The organism is Flavobacterium sp. GW821-FHT11G01 (assembly GCF_058808175.1).
In genome coordinates this window covers 465656-484890 of record NZ_JBXARK010000002.1, presented here as the reverse complement: position 1 = coordinate 484890, position 19235 = coordinate 465656, and the positions used below count along the sequence as shown (strand labels likewise).

Below are 19235 nucleotides of genomic sequence, written 5' to 3'. Positions count from 1 at the left end.
CGGGACTGAACGTTCTTTTGAAAACGAAACATCTGCTCCTGAATAAAAAAAATGCTCTTCAAATCTTATATCTGAAGAGCATTTTTTTATTAGTTGACTAAGAAAAGTGAATTACTGAATAACAGGATTCCGTTTTCCCAGAAACCTCTAAAAAGCGGGTTATCCATCATGTAAATTACAGTTCCGTCGCCTTTTTTATCGACGGCAAAAGTCACTGTTTCATTTAGTTTTTTCTTGATAGTATTCCCGACAAAACCATAACTGATATACCCTTTTGGAATATAAGCTACATTTATGGCGCTTTTTAAAAGCGAATAAGACCTTTCGTTGGTCTTAAGACTGAAATACGTATTTCCTAAACCAAAAGCCATTGGATAGGTTTTATCTAATTTATTCTCAATAATCGCACCCGGAATTGTACCTGAAATCTCTCGTCGTTCTGACCCTTCGAAATCTAAAAAGCGTTTTTTGAGTTCGATTTCTTTTTCTTCTTTCTCTGATTTTTCTTTGTCTTCTTTGCTCGCAAACAGGCTCAAAGCATATCCTTCGCGATCCTGAAATAACGAAATGGCGCTGCTCATCGCGATTACTTTTCCGCCATTTTTAATCCATTCGTCAATATGTTTTTTCTGATCGTCTGAGAAATCATAAGAACCATCACAAAGAATTAATGTATTGTAATTGTACAATTTAACCCGATTAAAATTAGACGTTTCGACAATACTTACCGGATAACTTATCGTTTCATCCAGATAATGCCAGGTCGCGCCAAACTCGGTAGACACAATTCCTTTTCCGGATAACATTAAGATTTTTGGCGCTTTTAGCAACACAAAATTCTCACCGCCAATATCTTTAGAATTTGTAGAAAATCCGGTTGTGATAAAACTATAATCGGTTTTGATTTTAATGATATCAGAAACTGTTTTTTCGAAATCGGCTGTTTTTGGATTATCGGCGCGGCTGATAATTAATCCGCCCGGTTCGATTGTGATGGTCCCGAAAACCGCTTTTTTCATGGCAGAACGCACTTTGATTCCGCCTTGATGCAATAATGAAACTACCTGCGCAGAAGTTCTGTTATTCCATGGTACATAAAAGGCATATACGCTGGCCGGAACTGTTTTTGCTATTGTTTCAATTTTAGTTTTTGTTTTAAGCGAAAGATTATTTTTAACGGCATAACCTTCGACTCCATATGCCAAAGGCAAAGCCCAGGCTGTTATATCATATGACAAACTATCGTTTAATTTTTGATTCGGTTCAAACAAAACCTGCGCTAAAACTGATCTTGGCTGATCTGCTTTTATAATCAAATCGTTTGGTTCAATTTTAAAACTTTCGTTTTTCTTATTTTGATAATGAAATCCAGATGCAGAAGCACCGGCATCGGCATAACTGAATTCGATATCATTTTTCTTAAGCATCTCTGCTAATTGATCCAGTTTTGGATTTGCTTTTAAAACATAAGTATTGTAAACGCCTTTTGCTTTTATACGAGCATTGCTATGAAAATCTCTAAATCCTTTTAAGAGAATATCTTTTTGTGAAGCTGCACTTTCTACAACCGTCAAAACCGCAGTTGCGTGATGCGTTAATCTATCTTTTATGGTTACGTTCGCTCCGTTTTCCATCGTCACTTCACGGCCTGCTCCTATTCCGCCTTGTTCTAATGTTAGTCCAACTGCTCCGTTATAAGTTGGATACGTATCGCCATAACTGGGATAAAACAAATCGAAACGCTCTCTGGTATTGTACATCCAGTTTTGTTTGTCGAATTTTTGCGAAATATTCTTCCCTAAAACATTATAAAAATCCTTTTGATATTGCTCTATAAACTCATGCAAAGGTTCTGCTGCCGGCGGGAAAAAATAAGGCGAGTTATAACTCATTTCGTGCACATCTGTATGTACTTGCGGCATCCATTGGTTGTATAATTTAATACGTTGCTGCGATTCGATTTGCGTTTGCCATGCCCAATCTCTGTTTAAATCGAAAAGATAATGATTGTAACGTCCGCCAGGCCAGGCTTCCATATGTTCTCTATCGTATAATCCGGGATGATTTTTTTTGCCTGTGATTTCTCTAAGCCAATTTCCGTAACGTGAATAGCCATCAGGATTGATACACGGATCTAAAATTACAACCGTATTTTTTAGCCATTGTTTGGTTGCTTCGTTTGAAGGATTTAAAAGTTCGTAAGCAACCGTTAAAGCGCTTTCTGTTCCTGCAAATTCATTTCCGTGAACATTGAAACTCAACCAGACAATAATTTTATCATCAACAGTAGTGGTTTTATTTGCTGATAAACCAATAGAAGCTAAATTGTTGTTTCTGATTTGCTCCAGATTTGTCAAATTTTCGGGAGTCGAGATATAATAGACATTCAGGTCACGCTGTTCGTTTGTTGCACCATATTTCTGTTTTTTGATAAACTGAGATTGTTCTGTCAGATATTTAAAATAATCTTCTACCTGATGGTAATAGCTGATTTGTTTTCCGTAATTCGGAATAAATTCTGAGGGTGTTTTTAATTGTGCAAAAGCTGAAATTGAAGCGGTTATACAAAATAATGCAGCGTAAAAGTTTTTTATCATAATTAGAAATGGTTTGCAGTTGGTTAAAAATAAGAATTAACTTTATATAATTAAAAAGCAGCTCCAATTTTAATTGATTTATTAATTTTTAAATGAATTAACCAAAATGAATATTTTAATTGTTTACAGTCACCCAAGCAAAAAATCTTATACTTTTCAGGTTTTTGAACATTTAAAATCTCAAATTTTAAAACAAAACTGGGATCTGGAAATTTCTGATTTATATGCAATGAATTTTCAGAGTGATATGTCTGAAGAAGAATATGAAAGAGAAGGCTTTGCCAAAACAGATCTTCCAATTTCTCAAGACGTTTTATCCGAACATGCAAAAATCGAAAAAGCCGATTGTATTATTTTTCTTTATCCGGTTTGGTGGAGCGATTGTCCGGCGAAATTAAAAGGCTGGTTTGACAGAGTATATGCTGTTGGATATGCTTATGGCCAAAATGAAACCTCCCAAAAAATGAAAACTATTCCATTTGGACTTGTAATTTGCACAGCCGGGCATCCAAATGAATTTTTGAAAGAAATAAATATGGCGCAAAGTATGGAAACTATTATGCTGGAAGACCGCCTTGGAAAACGTTTTGAGAACAAAGAAATGTTGATTTTAGGCGGGACTTTAGAATTGGAAAAAGTAATGACGAAGCACTTTTTTGAGATTGAAGAAGTTGTTGAAAGGATTTGTAAGTATTGCGATTAGATTGCACACAGATTTTACAGATTTAAACGGATTAAGCAGATTTCGTTTTTACTTACTAAAAGTTTTGTACTTATTGTTGAAGTGAATATAAAATTACTATTTTCGTATTTATATATATAATTTCTTACAATTTAAACAACATATGACTCTTAAAAGAATAAAAGCCCACCACTTATTTTTAATTGTTTCGATTCTTATTTTATTGATAGGACTGTATCGATGTACTGATTCAAATTCAGGTTTAGATATTAATATTCATGATACCTATTTTGTGATATCCAATTATGATTGTACATTAATTTTATTTACTACTTACTTTTTGATGGGAATATTATATTGGCTATTTGAAAAACTGCCCCAAAAGCAACTTATAAAACCATTAACAATAATTCATACCGTTATTTTAATTGGAAGTTTTGTTCTTTATTGGCTGGTTATTATTTATTGTAAAATATTTTTAAGTAATCCTACTTTTCCATTGTTTGATAATGGAAGTCAATTAATTAATGCAACATTGGTTATTGAATTTTTATTAATTGCTTTGTTAGCGATCCCTGTTTTTATTATTAATTTATTGATTGGGCTGCTGAGAAGAACTGATATTAATAAGATTTAATTTAACCGCAAGGTTCGCAAAGGGTTTACGCAATGTTCGCAAAGATCAATTTTTAAAATAAAAAGATATTAACGCAGACAAACCATACAGTCCCGAAGCGTCGGGATTAAAAATCTGTGTGCTTTAGAGGACTTCTTATAAAAACTAAAACCTCTACTTTAGCCCCGATGGGAGTGATATCCTTTTGTGGTCTCGTCTTTTTAACGAGACCACAAAAGATATAGCGGACAGCGGGACTGGTCGTTCTTATGAAAATAATTCTTCTGCTCCTGAAAATTAAAAATCTAAATTTAAAACTTGTCTGATTCACCCCTTACAATTGTCTTACAAACACCCTAACTTATTGATTTTTAGATTGTAATTTTGTTATATAACTTTCTAAACTACACAAAATGAGTGCGCAAGATTTTACCACGACCCTTATAGTTGACCAATCTCCTGAAAAAGTTTTTAATGCCATTACCAATGTTCGCGGTTGGTGGTCTGAAGAAATCGATGGCAACACGGCCCAATTAAATGATGTATTTGATTATCATTATGAAGATATACATCGTTGCAAAAACAAATTGATTGAAGTAATTCCGAATGAGAAAATTGTTTGGTTGGTCGAAAAAAATTACTTCAAATTCACCGAAGACGAAACGGAATGGACAGGCACAAAACCAACTTTTGAAATTTCGGAAAAAGGCGGAAAAACAGAACTTCGCTTTACACACGTGGGTTTGGTTCCGGATTATGAATGTTTTGATATTTGCCGGGATTCCTGGACCAATTATATTCAGAATAGTCTAAAAAAACTGATTACAACCGGAAAAGGCCAACCAAATGGTAAAGACAAACCGCAAACAGAAAATGAAAGGAAATTGAGTGAGAAGTAATTTGATAAATAATTTCGGCTAACAAAATCTTAGATTTGGCTACAGCCCCTTTTTTAATGTTACGCAACTTTGTAACATCAAAAAAATAGTATTATGAAAATTATTATTACAGGTTCTTTAGGGAACATTAGCAAACCACTAGCACAGGAATTAGTGCAAAAAGGACACGATATTACGGTTATTACAAGCGATGTCGAAAAACAAACGGTAATTGAAGGTTTAGGAGCAAAAGCGGCAATTGGATCTGTTGAAGATGCAACGTTTTTGACGCAGACTTTTACTGGTGCTGATGCCGTTTATTGCATGATTCCGCGTGCGAATTATTTCGATCCGAATCTTGATTTGGATTCTTTTACACGTAAAATTGGAAATAATTATGCAGAAGCCATAGCAAAATCAGGTGTAAAACGCGTGGTGTTTTTAAGTAGCGTTGGAGCACATTTAGAACAAAATTCAGGAATTATTCAGCGTTACAATGAAATTGAAGCGGTTTTGAATAAACCTCAAAATGTGGCTATTACTTTTATGCGTCCCACTTCTTTCTTTTATAATTTACTAGCTTACATTCCGATGATAAAAAATGCGGGCGTAATTGCAACGAATTACGGGGCGGATAAAATGATACCGTGGGTTTCTCCAATGGATATCGCAGACGCTATTGCCGAAGAACTTACAACTCCGCTTGACGGGAGAAAAATTCGTTATGTGGGCAGTGAAGAACTTACTGGTAATGAAACGGCTCGAATTTTAGGAGAAGCTATTGGAAAACCTGATTTGAAATGGGTTTTAATTAGCGATGATGAAACACTGAATGGTTTAGTGAATGTTGGCATGCAACCAAAAATCGCAGAAGGTTTGGTTGAAATGTATGCCAGACTTTACAACGGTACATTAGCTGAAGATTATTACCGCAACAGACCAGCAGTAATGGGAAAAACAAAGCTTGCAGTCTATGCAAAAGAATTTGCTGCGATATATAATCAAAATTAAGTAACTTGTACTATGGCAAATCAGCAACCTCTGCGCATTAAAACGATAAGCGAATTTCATCAATTTAGAGATTTGCCTAAACCGGAACATCCTTTAGTCAGTGTCTATAATTTTGAAGATCTTAAGTATCTTAATGAAGACGAACCTAAGAGTCTGATGCTTGATTTTTATTCGATTGCCCTCAAACGAAATGCTAATGCCAAGATGAAATATGGACAGCAGGAATATGATTTTAAAGAAGGGGTTTTGATGTTTATATCGCCTGGACAGGTTTTTTCTATAGAAGGTAATGCTGAGTTACAACATACAGGATGGTCATTATTGATCCATCCTGATTTTTTATGGAATACTTCCCTTGCAAAGAAAATCAAGCAGTACGAATATTTTGGTTATGCTGTCCATGAAGCGCTTCATCTGTCAGAGAAGGAAGAAAATATGCTCATAAGTATTATCAAAAATATTCGTCAGGAATATCAGTCTAATATTGATAAGTTCAGTCAGGATGTTATTATTGCTCAAATTGAATTGTTTCTTACCTATGCTGAACGTTTTTACAACCGTCAATTTATAACCCGAAAAATAAGCAATCATCAGATTTTAGAACGTTTAGAAAAAGTACTGGAAGATTATTTTACAGACGATTCACTTGTGAAAAAAGGATTACCAACAGTTCAATATATTGCCGAAAACCTAAATGTTTCGCCTAATTATTTAAGCGGATTATTAAAACTTCATACGGGTCAAAGTACCCAACAACATATTCACAATAAACTGATTGAAAAGGCGAAGGAAAAACTTTCAACAACGGATTTATCTATAAGTGAAATTGCTTTTGAATTGGGTTTTGAGCATCAGCAATCTTTCAGTAAATTATTCAAAATAAAGACTAATGTTTCGCCTTTGGAATTTAGGCAATCTTTTAATTGAAAATAGAATACTAAATTTGGTTCATTATACTATTGATAATTTTTATAAATTAGTGCAACTAAAAACCAAAATTTATGAACCCTGTTTTAAAAAATACTTTGGCCGTTATTGCTGGCCTTTTTGTTGGGAGCATTGTAAACATGAGTATTATTTTAATGAGTGGTTCGGTTATTCCGCCCCCAGACGGAGCCGACAATACCACTATGGAAGGCTTGCAAAAAACGATGCATTTGTTTGAACCAAAACATTTTCTTTTTCCGTTTTTGGCACATGCCATAGGCACATTTACCGGCGCACTTACAACGTCTTTAATCGCATTTAATCACAGAACAAAACTAGGTTTAATTATTGGATCTTTCTTTTTGTTAGGCGGTATTGTGAGTGTTTGCTCTCTGCCTTCGCCAATGTGGTTTACGGTTGTAGATTTAGTTTTTGCATATATTCCAATGGCTTATCTGGCAATAAAGTTGGTCAAAAGAAGAATTTAGAAAACGTAATTCAAAAATCAAATGAGCGAGAAATCAACTTTAATAAAACCGGCAAAAATGTGTTACAGTCATATTGGCGGAAAACTTGGTCAATTGCTTGCAGAAACCTTTGCTGATAAAGGCTGGATTGCCAAAAATAATCCAGGCGACAAACACTTTTATATTACCAAGTTAGGCCAAAAAGAATTTGAAAAATTAGGTATTGATACTTCTCAAATCAAGTCAGAAGATTTATAAAAAACTTCATATCTCAGGCTTTTATTTACTTGAAAACATACTTCTAAATTTCATAACTTAGTTTGTTTTTAATTTTAGAATCATGACTAAGAAATATATTGCCCAGGAATTTTTAAAACTCGCTGCAAATGGGCATTCACATGAAGCTTTCCGACTTTATATAGGCGAGAATTTCAAACATCATAATGCTTATTTTAAAGGTGATTCCAATACTTTAATGCTGGCGATGGAAGAATCTTGCAGAAAAAATCCGAATAAGACTTTCAAAATTCATCATGCTTTAAGAGACGGCGATTTGGTTGCGGTACACTCACATGTCAAACAAAATTCGGCTGACTTAGGTGCGGCCGTTGTCCATATTTTTAGATTTGAAGCTGATAAAATAGTAGAACTTTGGGATTTAGGAATGCAAATTCCAAAAGAAGCAATTAACGAAAACGGAATGTTCTAATTTTTTTTACCGCAAAGAACGCAATGTTTTTTACTTATGTTCTTTTATAATAATGCAAAGTTCGAAAAGCTTTGTGATGACACAGCTTTGCGAACATACTATTTTAAACTTACTAATTGATAAAAATATTAGCGCTCTTTGCGGTTAATTTTTTCTCACATTTTAAAGGGAAACCTGACACGACGCTTTAGCCGAATTGCAAAGCAAACAAAAAAACTAAAACAAAAAACCTCTTAATGAACGCTATTACCCAATTTTCTTCTCTGCTTTCTATCGTTTTTCTATTTTCTAACTGTAATTCTTTTGCACAAAAAAAGGATAATTATGCTGCTCAAATTGACAGTTTGATTAAAGTTGCAGATCCTAAATTTAATGGTGTAATTCTGATTGCCCAAAACGCAAAAACTTTATACAATAAAGCTTATGGTTTTGAAAATTTTGAAACTAAAAAACCTTTAAAATTAGACAGTCAGTTTGAAATTATGTCGAACACGAGACAGATTACAGCGGTTTTAATTATGAAAGAGGCAGAACAAGGCCGAATTGATTTGCAGGCGCCAATCAAGAAATATTTGCCGGGACTAAAGCAAACCTGGGCAGATTCTGTGACTGTTCATCAATTATTAAATCACACGCATGGAATAGTTGACTTAGAAAAACCGCTTTTATTTAAACCCGGGACAGAATTTAAATATGGAAATAATGGTTATCCTTTTTTGGGAAAAATAATTGAAGTTACTACTGGAAAAAGCTACTCTGAAGTAGCAAATGCATTTTTTAAAAAGTTAAAGATGAAAAATACATTTTGTTATTCAAAAGATAAAATTCAAAATGTAGTCTCAGGTTATATTAACGCAAAAGGCACTTTCGAAATAGTGAATGAAACCATGATTACTAAAGAAAACACTCCTTCTTGCGGAATTGTTTCAACTGTTGGCGATTTAGCGATTTGGAATGAAAATTTCCATAAAGGAAAACTACTGAAACCAGAAAGTTATCAATTAATGTTTAAATACAACATAACAGCACAACACAGTTTTTTCGGAAAAGAAAAAGAAGGCTACGGTTATGGCATTAGAATAATTGAAAAAGATGCTGTAAAATATGTTGGACATACTGGTCTTGGGGATGGATTTTCTTCCATAAATTTGTATTTCCCTGAAAGTGATGTGAGTTTGATAGTTTTAGAAAATCAAATGAATGAAGATTCAGGCTTGTTTTATGCTTCTGAAAGTAAAATCAAAAACATTTTACTTAAAAGCGATTTACTTCATCAAAAAAAATAAATCATGGCAAAAAATAAAACCACAGAAACCCAAACCAGTGTTTTAGATTTTATAAACACTTTTGTAGATGACGAAGCAAAAAGAAATGACGCTTTTGAATTGATCAAAATAATGCAGAAAGTAACTGGTTTTGAAGCCAAAATGTGGGGACCAAGCATTATTGGTTTTGGAAGTTATCATTATAAATATGCCAGCGGACACGAAGGCGACGCACCTCTCGCAGGATTCTCGCCAAGAAAAGCCGCTATTTCCCTTTATGTTTATTTGTCTGAAGAAAATAGAGAAGAATTACTTTCGAAATTAGGAAAACACAGAGCAGCAAAAGGTTGCATTTACATCAAAAAACTAAGCGATATTAATGTAGAAATTCTCAAAGAAATGGTTTCGGCTTCAGTAAAAGAATTACAAAAATTATATCCTCAAAAATAATCTGTATAAAATTTAAATGACTAAAATATTTTTAAAGAATAGTTCCCAGCAAGAAAATGATGCTTTTATATTAGAATCAATATTCTTTTTGATTTTTATAACGCTTATTTTGTTTTGCATTTATAACCATAAAAACGTTCGGAAATATTTCTTAGAAAATTTTCCTGTAAATCAATTCCAAAGTCTTCGTTTGTATTTAGGATTGACAATCTTAACTATAATTGGCTTAATCTTATCTTTCAATTTTATATTAAAAATATTTTCACTCTTATAATTTCAGAAAAATGATCCTTACTCTAATAATTCTTTTACTAGCCGTTATTTTTTACTTTTTATTCCATCCAAGATTTGGAAAACAGCCTTCTGGAGAAAGACTGGCTTTAATACAAAAATCACCTCAATATAAAAACGGAAAATTCGAAAATGAAAGCTTTACTCCCGAATTGGCAGAAGGTTATGGCTATTTTGATGTTTTAAAAGAATTTTTCTTTAAGAAAGTAGACCGCAAAATCCCAACTGATGTTATTCCGTCAATAAAAACCAATTTAAAAGAACTTCCTTTAAATCAGGATGTTTTAGTTTGGTTTGGGCATTCGTCCTATTTCATTCAGCTTGAAGGCAAACATTTTTTAATTGATCCTGTTTTCAGTGGCAACGCCTCTCCTATTTACGGAACGACAAAAGCCTTTAAAGGAACTGATATTTATACATATGATGATATTCCGGAAATTGATTATTTACTAATCACACACGACCATTATGACCATTTAGATTATAAAACGATTATGGAACTGAAACCAAAAATAAAAAAAGTAATCACGGCACTTGGCGTTGGTTCGCATTTTGAATTTTGGGGATTTTCAACAGAAAATATTATCGAAAAAGACTGGCACGAAAAAATAGAGTTAGATCAAAATTTAACGCTTTATACTGCTCCATCGAGACATTTTTCTGGCAGAAGTATCAAACGTTGCAACACACTTTGGACTTCTTTTATTTTAGAAACCAAGGATTTCAAAATGTATTTGGGCGGCGACAGTGGCTACGATTCGCACTTTGCAGCAATTGGGGCTAAATACGGTTCTTTTGACATTGCTCTTATCGATAATGGTCAATATAATCCAGCATGGAAATACATTCACAATTTGCCCGAAGATGTCATAAAAGCGATGAAAGACTTGAAGGCAAAAAGAGTATTTCCGGTACATAATTCAAAATTTCCTTTATCTCTTCATTCTTGGGATGAACCTTTGATTCGAGTAACCGAATTGAATGCCAATTCTGAAAACCCGATTCCATTAATTACACCTAAAATTGGTGAATTGGTTGAATTGAAAAATGATAAACAAGAATTTCAACAATGGTGGAAAGGGATTAGATAATTGCAACCTGAAATAAAAAATTAACCACAGAGTACACAATGTTTTTTACTAATGCAGTCGGTTAAAAAAACACAGAGTTCACAAAGCTTTGTGTAGATTAAGCTCTGTGAACTTTGTGTTTTAAAGCATACTAATTGAAAAAAAATCTTAGTGCCCTTTGTGGTAAAAAATCTCATTTCAACTTAAAAAATGAATACTTTAAACTATATTATTCGAAATGCCAAGCCTTCAGAATTTGAAGCAATAGGGAAACTGCTTATTAGCGTTTATTCGCAATTGGATGGTTTTCCGAAAGAAAACGAACAACCCAATTATTACAAAATGCTGGCTAATATTGGAGATTTTACCAAATACCCAGAAACAGAACTCTTAGTCGCCGTTGATGAAAATAATATCATCTTAGGTGCAGTTGTATATTTTAATGACATGCAATATTATGGTTCCGGCGGAATTGCAACCCAGGAAAAAAATGCTGCAGGATTTCGATTATTAGGAGTTGACAACCAAGCACGTGGAAAAGGAATTGGTAAACTTTTAACCCTGGAATGCATACAAAAGGCAAATTCAAACAAGCGAAAACAACTTATAATCCACTCAACCTTAGCGATGCAAACTGCCTGGAAAATGTATGAAAATCTAGGTTTTAAAAGATCTGAAGATTTAGATTTTATGCAGGGAGAATTACCTGTATTTGGTTTTAGATTTCTCCTTAATTCTTAACCAATAATCTTGAAATAAAAACATAAACCTTTATGGTAAAATTTCTCATTTTAACCTGAAAAAAAATAATCACAAATAAAAAATTAACCACAGAGTACGCAATGTTTTTTTATTATTGCATTCGGTTAAAACACAAAGTTCACAAAGCTTTGTGTAGATTAAGCTCTGTGAACTTTGTGTTTGTAAACATACTAATTGAAAAAAAATCTTAGTGCCCTCTGTGGTAAAAAATCTCATTTTAACCTGAAACAAAAAAATAACTTTGAAACTAAAAATCAACTTCTTAGCGATTGCCTTTCTGGTAACTTTAAATCTATTTTCCCAAAATACTTATGTTTTCCTGGGAAGTTATAACAAAGATAAAAGCGCCGAATCAATTCAGATATATCAATTAGATACTTTGAAAGGAAAACTGACTAAAGTGACTTCGGCAAAAAATGTCATAAATCCGTCCTATTTAACCATTTCTCCAAACGGAAAATACGTTTATGCCTGCACCGAAACGAAAACACCAAATGACGGAAATGTCAGTAGTTTTGAATTTAATCCGGAAAATAAAACCTTAACTTTTTTAAACAAACAAAAAAGTGGTGGCGAAAATCCGGTTTATGTTTCGGTTCACAAAAGCGGAAAATGGCTGGTGAATGCCAATTATACGGAAGGAAGTGTTTCCATTCATCCGATATTAGAAAATGGAAAAATAGATTCGCTTTCGCAGAATTTTCAATATACAGACGGAAGTGTTCATAAAGAAAGACAAACGAGATCGCATGTACATTCGGCTGTATTTTCACCTCAAAATGATTACTTATTTTTACCCGATTTAGGGGCAGATAAAATACGTTGCTATCGTTTTGATGAAACCCTGAAACAACCTTTGGTTGAAACAGAAAATCCGTTTACTAAAACCGATTTAGAAGCCGGGCCAAGGCATTTCACATTTCATCCGAATCAGAAATTTGGTTATTGCATTGAAGAAATGGCTGGTGCAATTAGTGTTTATCAATACGATAATGGAGCATTAAAAAAGATTCAAAGAATCAATACACATTCGGATAAAATAACGGAAGGTTTTGAAAGCTCAGACATTCATATCTCGCCTGACGGAAAATTTCTGTATGCCACAAATCGTGGAAAAGAAAACAACATCGCGATTTTTTCTATTGATGAAAATGGTCTTTTGAAGAACATTGGTTATCAGTCAACTTTAGGAAAACATCCAAGAATTTTTGCTCTTGATGAAAGTGGTAAATTTCTTGTTGCTACAAACGTAAATTCTGGTAATGTGGTGGTTTTTAAAAGAAATCAAAAAACAGGTTTACTCAAGAAAACAGGAAATGAAATTAAAATGGAAAATGTTTCTTGTGTTCAGGTTAAGAGAATTTGATTTGAAAAAACTTTACAAATGACAAACTTTGTGTTATTAACCACTAAAAACTAAAAATTATGACAATGAATAATTTCAATTTACAACCAGATTTTTTAGAAAATGAAATCACGAAATTAATTCCGTTAGAAGAAAAACATTTTGAAGCATTATTTGAAGCCGCTTCCGACCCACTAATTTGGGAACAGAATCCTGTTAAAGACCGATATCAAAGAGAAGGTTTTAAAACTTTTTTTGAAATCATAATTACAAAAAGCCCATTCTTAATTCTCGATAAACAAACAAATGAAATAATGGGAACAACCAGTTTTTATGACTACAATCCCGAAAAATCAAGCGTTGGAATTGGCTATACATTTATTACAAGAAAATTTTGGGGTGGTCCGTATAATAAATCGAACAAAAAATTATTGATAGATTACGCTTTTCAGCATGTTAATTCGATTCTTTTTCACGTTGGAGCAGAAAATTTCCGTTCTCAAAAAGCCGTTTTAAAACTTGGAGCCGAAAAAATCAATGATATGATGTTTAACATCAATGGCATTGAAGTACCTTATTTTGAATATGAACTTCGAAAATTATGAATTGTGAATTGTCAGATGCAAAATGTGAAAAAACTATTATAACATTTTACCTCTAACTTTTAACATCTAACACTAAACAAATGAAAAGAATAACAGTTTTCTGCGGTTCCAGTTTTGGTACCGAAGCAATTTATACAGAGCAAGCTACATTACTTGGTCAAACTTTAGCCAAAGAAAATATAGAATTGGTTTACGGTGGTGCAAACGTAGGTTTAATGGGCGCTGTAGCCGATGGTGTTTTAAATAACGGAGGAAAAGCAATTGGTGTTTTGCCTAATTTTTTGCGTTCAAAAGAAATTGCTCATTTAGCTTTAACCGAATTAATTTTGGTGGAAAGCATGCATGAAAGAAAAACCAAAATGAATGATTTATGTGATGGCGTAATTGCGCTTCCGGGTGGTTTTGGAACTCTCGAAGAACTTTTTGAAATGTTAACCTGGGCACAATTAGGGCTTCATAAAAAACCAATCGCTATTTTGAATATCAATGGTTTTTATGATTCTTTAATTGAACTGACTAAAACAATGACAGAAAAAGGTTTATTAAAAGAAGCCAATCAAAAAATGCTTTTGGTAAGCGACAACATTGACGACTTATTAAATCAAATGAAAAATTATACACCACCTACAGTTGGAAAATGGATTGACAAAGAGAAAGTATGAGTTATAAATTATGAGTTAAGTGTAATGCGTTATACTTTCAAAATTAGACAATTAGGATTATATTTACATCTTCACTTATAAACAATTCACAACTCACATTTCACAATTAAAAAGATGAAAACAGAAAATAATAAATTCGCTAAAGCCGAAATGCTTATTAGAAAACCTGTTTCAGAAGTTTTTCAGGCTTTTATTGATCCGCAAATCACAAGCAAATTTTGGTTTACAAAAGGTTCCGGCAAATTAGAACAAGATAAAAAAACAGAATGGACCTGGGAAATGTATGGTTTTTCACTCTCAGTAACCACGCATGTTTTACAGGAAAATAAAAAAATTGTAATTGAATGGGGAAGCCCTGAAGAAAGTACTTTAGTCGAGTGGGTTTTTACTCCATTGGATGAAAATGAAACTTTTGTAAGCATAACAAATTCAGGTTTTAAGGGAGATTCAGATAAAATAATCGATCAGGTTCGTAATTCTACTGAAGGTTTCACTTTGGTTTTAGCCGGAGCAAAAGCGTATTTAGAGCATCATATTTTATTGAATTTAGTTTTGGACAGGTTTCCGAAAGGGCTTGCTTAAGAATGCGAACTTAACCGCAAGGTTCGCAAAGATTTTTCGCAAAGTTCGCGATTATTTTTGCACACAAAGTCGCAAGGTCGGAAAGGCTCTTATCTGAGACAGAAGATAAAATGGCTGAAATAATCTGCTTAAATCTGCAAAATCTGCGTGAAACAAAACTTTGCGACTTTGCGAGAGATTTTTTAACCAATTCTTTAGAATAAATTGCATTAAAAATGGAAACAAAAAAACCAGTAAATATTGACGAATACATTGGCGCTTTTCCAAATGATGTTCAGGAAATTTTGGAAAAAGTGCGGGTGACAATTCAAAAAGCAGCGCCTGATGCTACCGAGAAAATCAGTTATTCGATGCCGGCTTTTGAGCAAAACGGAATTGTAGTTTATTTTGCCGCTTTTAAAAATCATATTGGATTGTATGCTTTGCCAAGCGGTCATGAAGCTTTTCAGGAAGACCTTTCAAAATATAAATCCGGAAAAGGTTCTGTACAATTCCCTTTGAATCAACCAATGCCTTTTGATTTAATTACCAAAATTGTAAAGTTCAGAGTGAAACAAAATTTAGAAAAAGCAAAAAAGAAATAAAATTTAATGAATTTACAAGAACATTACAACCAGCTTTATAAAAATTCCTCCAAGACTATTTTGGAAGGAAATTATAAGGTTGACGACCAAATTAACGACGCATCGGATTCCCGATTCGGGATTACGCTTTTGATCCGTCCAAACGATGAAATCAAAGATAAAATTCAGTTGTTTTTAGACAAATTAAGAGAAGTTGATTGCAACCAATATTATTATCCCAATTCAGATATTCATATTACGGTAATGTCAATTATTTCGTGTTATGAAGGTTTTTCTTTGGATCAAATCAGGAATGAAGAGTATATCGAAATCATTCAAAAAAGTTTAATTGATTTAGATAAAATTAAAATCCATTTTAAAGGCGTTACGGCATCACCTTCAGCAATAATGATTCAGGGTTTTCCAACTGATGAATCTTTAAATAATTTACGGGAGAAATTGCGTGAAAATTTCAAAAAATCAACTTTACAACAAAGCATCGATAGTCGCTATGCTATTGCAACTTCACATTCAACAGTTTTAAGATTTCAGGAAAAACTAGAAAATCCGGAGAAATTAATGGAAGTTGTGGAAAAATTTCGAGATTTTGATTTTGGAGAATTTACAGTTGACAAACTCGAATTAGTTTATAATGATTGGTATCAAAGGAAAAACAATACAATAAATCTGGCCGATTTATATTTATAGTTCTTTATTTAAACTTCCCAAAATGCCATAAAACACCGGACGGATCATGCAGAAAACATTCGCTTCCCCAGTCTAAATGACGAGTTGGAGTTAGTTTTACTCCATATTTCTCTGTTAGATTTAAAGCTAAAAGTTCCTGGTAATAACGATCGACATCATCAACTTCTAAGAAAATCATCGTATTTTCGATCCATTCTTTGGCATAATAATCCTGAAGATAAAAGGCAATTTTTCCTGTTTTGAAAACAGAAAATTTTGGATCTAATACCACTTCTTCAAATCCTAAATCACGGTAAAAACTTCTGGAGATTTCGAAATCTTTGGCTCCGATAAATGGTCGTATGGATTGGACTTTGTGTTGCATTTTCTGAAGAATTTAAATTTAATTAAAATTAAGAAAACCAATCAACTCCTTTATCAAGACGAACGAGAAAATCTGTAAAAGAAGTCCCAATTTCGATATGATATTTGGTATTTAAATCAATAAAAGGCGAAAGAATTATTTTGACATTTTCGTTTTGATCTAATCTAATTCCAATAAATTCCCCACTTCCATTTGATCCAATTCCAATCGTCTGAGCTAATTTATCAACGATATTATAACTTTTATTGGATTCGATAATTTCTTCTAAACTCCAAAGATTTATAAATTCAACACCAATAAACTGATCGATTCCATGATAGTTCTCAAGATAAAAAATATAATCTTCAGGGAGTTTCAATTTTGAATATAATTCAACATCAATTACTTCAACAGTCGAATTTACATCTCTTTTTAGGAAACTATATTTTTCAATTATTTCTTTTAGATCGTAAGCCATAAATTAGTTTTAGAGTTTTTTAGAAACTTTTTCCTTAACTCTTCTTCAAAATATTCCCCAAACCTCTACCAATTTGTTCAATCGCTTCAAGACCTTTTGTTAATGGCGTTGCGGTAAAATCTTCATAAGCATCCATAGAAGTTACTTTGTTATCATCTTGCGGATAAACCAAAATCAAGTTGTTTTCGCTGAATGATCTTTCAAATTTTTGAGGCAATTTATCAAAGATAGATTGGTATGAAACAGAACCTTTTCGGGATAAATTGAAAACAATTAAATCAGTTGGTTTTATTTCATCTGAAATCGCTTCAAAATCATCCCAGTCTAAAATACTTTTAAAACCTAATTTAGCATTTAGCTTTAAATTATTAGCAATTTGCTGAATGGTTTGATGCGTTTTATACTCGGCATAAATTACAATCGGCACACTTAATTCTTGTGACAAACGGCAAATTTTTTGAAGTAAGAGTTGAAATCCGGCTCCTCTTTCAGAAAAAGGCGGGCAAATAAAAACCAATCTCTTTTCTTCTATAAATGTTTTTTGGAAACGACAAATAAATAAACTCTTGTCAACATTATTGATAATTGAATCTACGTTTTCTCCAAAAATTTTATCCAGAAAACCCGTTTTTCTTGGCCATCCCACAATCACAATATCCGACATAATTTCTTTTGAAGTTCTGGCGATTCCACTTGCGGGATTGTGGTCAATTCTGGCGATTGTATTGATTTTTACTTCTGAGGCCGAACCCTGAATTACGAATTTATCAACTGCTTTTCTATATCTTAAAATATTCTTTTCAGCCTGATCGTTATTCGGAACAATCGTCAGCAAAGTAATCGGATTGGATGATTTTTTATCTTTAATTAAAAGTGCAAAGTCTAATAAACTTGATGTTGCAGATGTTTTCGCAAGCGGAATTAAAATATGTTCGTCTAAAATCTGATCTTTATGAGCATCTTCATGAGAAATCTCTTCTTCGCAGATTGCAATTTTTTTCGCCGCTTTTTCTGTGGCAAAAGAAGCTACAATACAAGTAATTAGAATTAAAATAATAGTTCCGTTTAAAATATTTTCATCCAGAATTTCAGCTTTATATCCCACTAAAATTACAGCCAAAGTTGCCGCTGCGTGCGCACTGCTCAAACCGAAAATAAGTTGTCTTTCTGTTTTTGTGTATTTAAAAACGATTTGCGTAAAAAAGGCTGCAGTCCATTTTCCAAAAATAGCTACAACACTTAATGTTCCTGCTACAATCAGAGCTGTTGGTCCGCTTAAAATTACACTGATATCAACCAACATTCCCACAGAAATCAGGAAAAAAGGAATGAATAACGAATTTCCAATAAATTCAATTCTGTTCATTAAGGCTGATGATTGCGGAATTAAAGGATTCAATGCCAAACCGGCAACGAAAGCACCAATAATAGGCTCTACTCCTGCTACTTCGGCTAAAAATGCTGCAAAGAAAACCACTGAAAGAACAAAAATATAATGGGCATGTTTTTCACTTTCCAGTTTCTTAAAAAACCATTTTGCAACTCGTGGAATTACTAAAAACATAATAGCCGAGAAAATGGCTAATGAAATGGTCAATTTTATCCAGAAAGCCTGATTCAGATTCCCCTGACTGCTTCCCATAATGACGGCCAGAATAATCAAAACCGCAGTATCTGTCAAAATAGTTCCTCCGACTGTAATAGCAACAGCCTGATTTTTAGCAATTCCTAATTTACTCACGATCGGGTACGCCACCAAAGTGTGTGTAGCAAACATACTCGCTGTTAAAAAACTGGCGTTAAAATCATATTTTAAAAGATAAAAACAAACCGGAAAACCAATTGAAAGTGGAAAAATAAAAGTAAAAAAACCGAATAATAAACTCTTATTTCTGTTGGCTTTAAACTCATTCATGTCGAGTTCTAAACCTGCAATAAACATAATATAAAGAAGTCCGATTGTTGAAAACAAATCTACGGCTGAATTTTTAGCCAGAATATTAAGTCCGTGTGGGCCAATAATTACACCTGAAATAATCAAACCAATGATTCCGGGAATATTAATTTTTTTCAGTAAAATTGGCGACAATAAAATGATAAAAAGTATCAACGAAAAAATCAATACTGGATTATTAAGTGGTAATTCGAACTCTTGTAGTAAATGCCTGAAAAATTCTATCATAATGTGGTTTTAGCTCCTGTGTGGTATATCAATTGTTCTAAA

22 protein-coding genes are annotated in these 19235 nt (G+C 33.1%); 18 read left to right on the top strand and 4 right to left on the bottom strand.

Annotated features, from left to right (window positions below; genetic code table 11):
• Positions 1 to 89: 89 nt before the first annotated feature.
• Positions 90 to 2597 carry a M14 family zinc carboxypeptidase gene (locus AC1RRN_RS05925; RefSeq protein WP_492966421.1) on the bottom strand — a complete coding sequence of 836 codons (2508 nt, stop codon included), beginning with the start codon at positions 2595 to 2597 and terminating at the stop codon, positions 90 to 92.
• Positions 2598 to 2703: 106 nt separating this feature from the next.
• Here AC1RRN_RS05925 and AC1RRN_RS05920 point away from each other — a divergent pair, with 106 nt between their 5' ends.
• From AC1RRN_RS05920 to AC1RRN_RS05835, 18 genes are all read left to right on the top strand, one after another.
• Positions 2704 to 3300 carry an NAD(P)H-dependent oxidoreductase gene (locus AC1RRN_RS05920; RefSeq protein WP_492966420.1) on the top strand — a complete coding sequence of 199 codons (597 nt, stop codon included), beginning with the start codon at positions 2704 to 2706 and terminating at the stop codon, positions 3298 to 3300.
• A 142-nt stretch (positions 3301 to 3442) separates the two neighbouring features.
• Positions 3443 to 3916, top strand: a complete 474-nt coding sequence (locus tag AC1RRN_RS05915) for a hypothetical protein (protein ID WP_492966419.1) — start codon at positions 3443 to 3445, stop codon at positions 3914 to 3916.
• 392 nt (positions 3917 to 4308) lie between these two features.
• On the top strand, positions 4309 to 4794 hold the full coding sequence (locus AC1RRN_RS05910) for an SRPBCC family protein (RefSeq protein ID WP_492966418.1): 486 nt from the start codon (positions 4309 to 4311) through the stop codon (positions 4792 to 4794).
• Positions 4795 to 4887: 93 nt separating this feature from the next.
• Positions 4888 to 5784, top strand: a complete 897-nt coding sequence (locus AC1RRN_RS05905) for an NmrA family NAD(P)-binding protein (protein ID WP_492966417.1) — start codon at positions 4888 to 4890, stop codon at positions 5782 to 5784.
• Positions 5785 to 5796: 12 nt separating this feature from the next.
• Positions 5797 to 6711: a helix-turn-helix domain-containing protein gene (locus tag AC1RRN_RS05900; protein ID WP_492966416.1), complete on the top strand. Its 915-nt coding sequence runs from the start codon at positions 5797 to 5799 to the stop codon at positions 6709 to 6711.
• A gap of 74 nt (positions 6712 to 6785) precedes the next feature.
• Complete coding sequence (locus AC1RRN_RS05895) at positions 6786 to 7199, top strand: hypothetical protein (RefSeq protein ID WP_492966415.1); 414 nt, start codon at positions 6786 to 6788, stop codon at positions 7197 to 7199.
• Between the two features lie 21 nt (positions 7200 to 7220).
• Positions 7221 to 7436 carry an ArsR family transcriptional regulator gene (locus AC1RRN_RS05890; RefSeq protein ID WP_492966414.1) on the top strand — a complete coding sequence of 72 codons (216 nt, stop codon included), beginning with the start codon at positions 7221 to 7223 and terminating at the stop codon, positions 7434 to 7436.
• 82 nt (positions 7437 to 7518) lie between these two features.
• A complete protein-coding gene (locus AC1RRN_RS05885) occupies positions 7519 to 7887 on the top strand; it encodes a nuclear transport factor 2 family protein (RefSeq protein WP_492966413.1) in 369 nt (122 codons plus the stop codon).
• 236 nt (positions 7888 to 8123) lie between these two features.
• Complete coding sequence (locus AC1RRN_RS05880; protein ID WP_492966412.1) at positions 8124 to 9173, top strand: serine hydrolase domain-containing protein; 1050 nt, start codon at positions 8124 to 8126, stop codon at positions 9171 to 9173.
• A 3-nt stretch (positions 9174 to 9176) separates the two neighbouring features.
• A complete protein-coding gene (locus AC1RRN_RS05875; RefSeq protein ID WP_492966411.1) occupies positions 9177 to 9602 on the top strand; it encodes a DUF1801 domain-containing protein in 426 nt (141 codons plus the stop codon).
• A 284-nt stretch (positions 9603 to 9886) separates the two neighbouring features.
• Complete coding sequence (locus AC1RRN_RS05870; protein WP_492966410.1) at positions 9887 to 10984, top strand: MBL fold metallo-hydrolase; 1098 nt, start codon at positions 9887 to 9889, stop codon at positions 10982 to 10984.
• A 189-nt stretch (positions 10985 to 11173) separates the two neighbouring features.
• Positions 11174 to 11704 carry a GNAT family N-acetyltransferase gene (locus AC1RRN_RS05865; protein WP_492966409.1) on the top strand — a complete coding sequence of 177 codons (531 nt, stop codon included), beginning with the start codon at positions 11174 to 11176 and terminating at the stop codon, positions 11702 to 11704.
• A gap of 262 nt (positions 11705 to 11966) precedes the next feature.
• The gene (locus AC1RRN_RS05860; protein ID WP_492966408.1) at positions 11967 to 13091 is read left to right on the top strand and encodes a lactonase family protein; all 1125 of its coding nucleotides are present in this window, start codon (positions 11967 to 11969) and stop codon (positions 13089 to 13091) included.
• Between the two features lie 65 nt (positions 13092 to 13156).
• Positions 13157 to 13675: a GNAT family N-acetyltransferase gene (locus AC1RRN_RS05855; protein ID WP_492966407.1), complete on the top strand. Its 519-nt coding sequence runs from the start codon at positions 13157 to 13159 to the stop codon at positions 13673 to 13675.
• Positions 13676 to 13755: 80 nt separating this feature from the next.
• Positions 13756 to 14337 (top strand): LOG family protein, encoded by a 582-nt coding sequence (locus AC1RRN_RS05850; protein WP_492966406.1) that lies wholly within the window; start codon positions 13756 to 13758, stop codon positions 14335 to 14337.
• A 114-nt stretch (positions 14338 to 14451) separates the two neighbouring features.
• On the top strand, positions 14452 to 14919 hold the full coding sequence (locus tag AC1RRN_RS05845; protein WP_492966405.1) for an SRPBCC family protein: 468 nt from the start codon (positions 14452 to 14454) through the stop codon (positions 14917 to 14919).
• 215 nt (positions 14920 to 15134) lie between these two features.
• Entirely contained in the window at positions 15135 to 15503 is a 369-nt protein-coding gene (locus AC1RRN_RS05840; RefSeq protein ID WP_492966404.1) for an iron chaperone, read from the top strand.
• Between the two features lie 6 nt (positions 15504 to 15509).
• Entirely contained in the window at positions 15510 to 16190 is a 681-nt protein-coding gene (locus AC1RRN_RS05835; protein WP_492966403.1) for a 2'-5' RNA ligase family protein, read from the top strand.
• Between the two features lie 4 nt (positions 16191 to 16194).
• Here AC1RRN_RS05835 and AC1RRN_RS05830 read toward each other — a convergent pair whose 3' ends face one another.
• Genes AC1RRN_RS05830 through AC1RRN_RS05820 form a run of 3 tightly spaced genes read right to left on the bottom strand, consistent with a single transcriptional unit; the run spans position 16195 to position 19193 of the window.
• A complete protein-coding gene (locus tag AC1RRN_RS05830) occupies positions 16195 to 16554 on the bottom strand; it encodes a VOC family protein (protein WP_492966402.1) in 360 nt (119 codons plus the stop codon).
• 28 nt (positions 16555 to 16582) lie between these two features.
• Positions 16583 to 17011, bottom strand: coding sequence for an SMI1/KNR4 family protein (locus AC1RRN_RS05825; protein ID WP_492966401.1), 429 nt, complete (start codon positions 17009 to 17011; stop codon positions 16583 to 16585).
• Between the two features lie 34 nt (positions 17012 to 17045).
• Positions 17046 to 19193, bottom strand: coding sequence for a cation:proton antiporter (locus AC1RRN_RS05820; RefSeq protein WP_492966400.1), 2148 nt, complete (start codon positions 19191 to 19193; stop codon positions 17046 to 17048).
• Between the last annotated feature and the right edge of the window lie 42 nt (positions 19194 to 19235).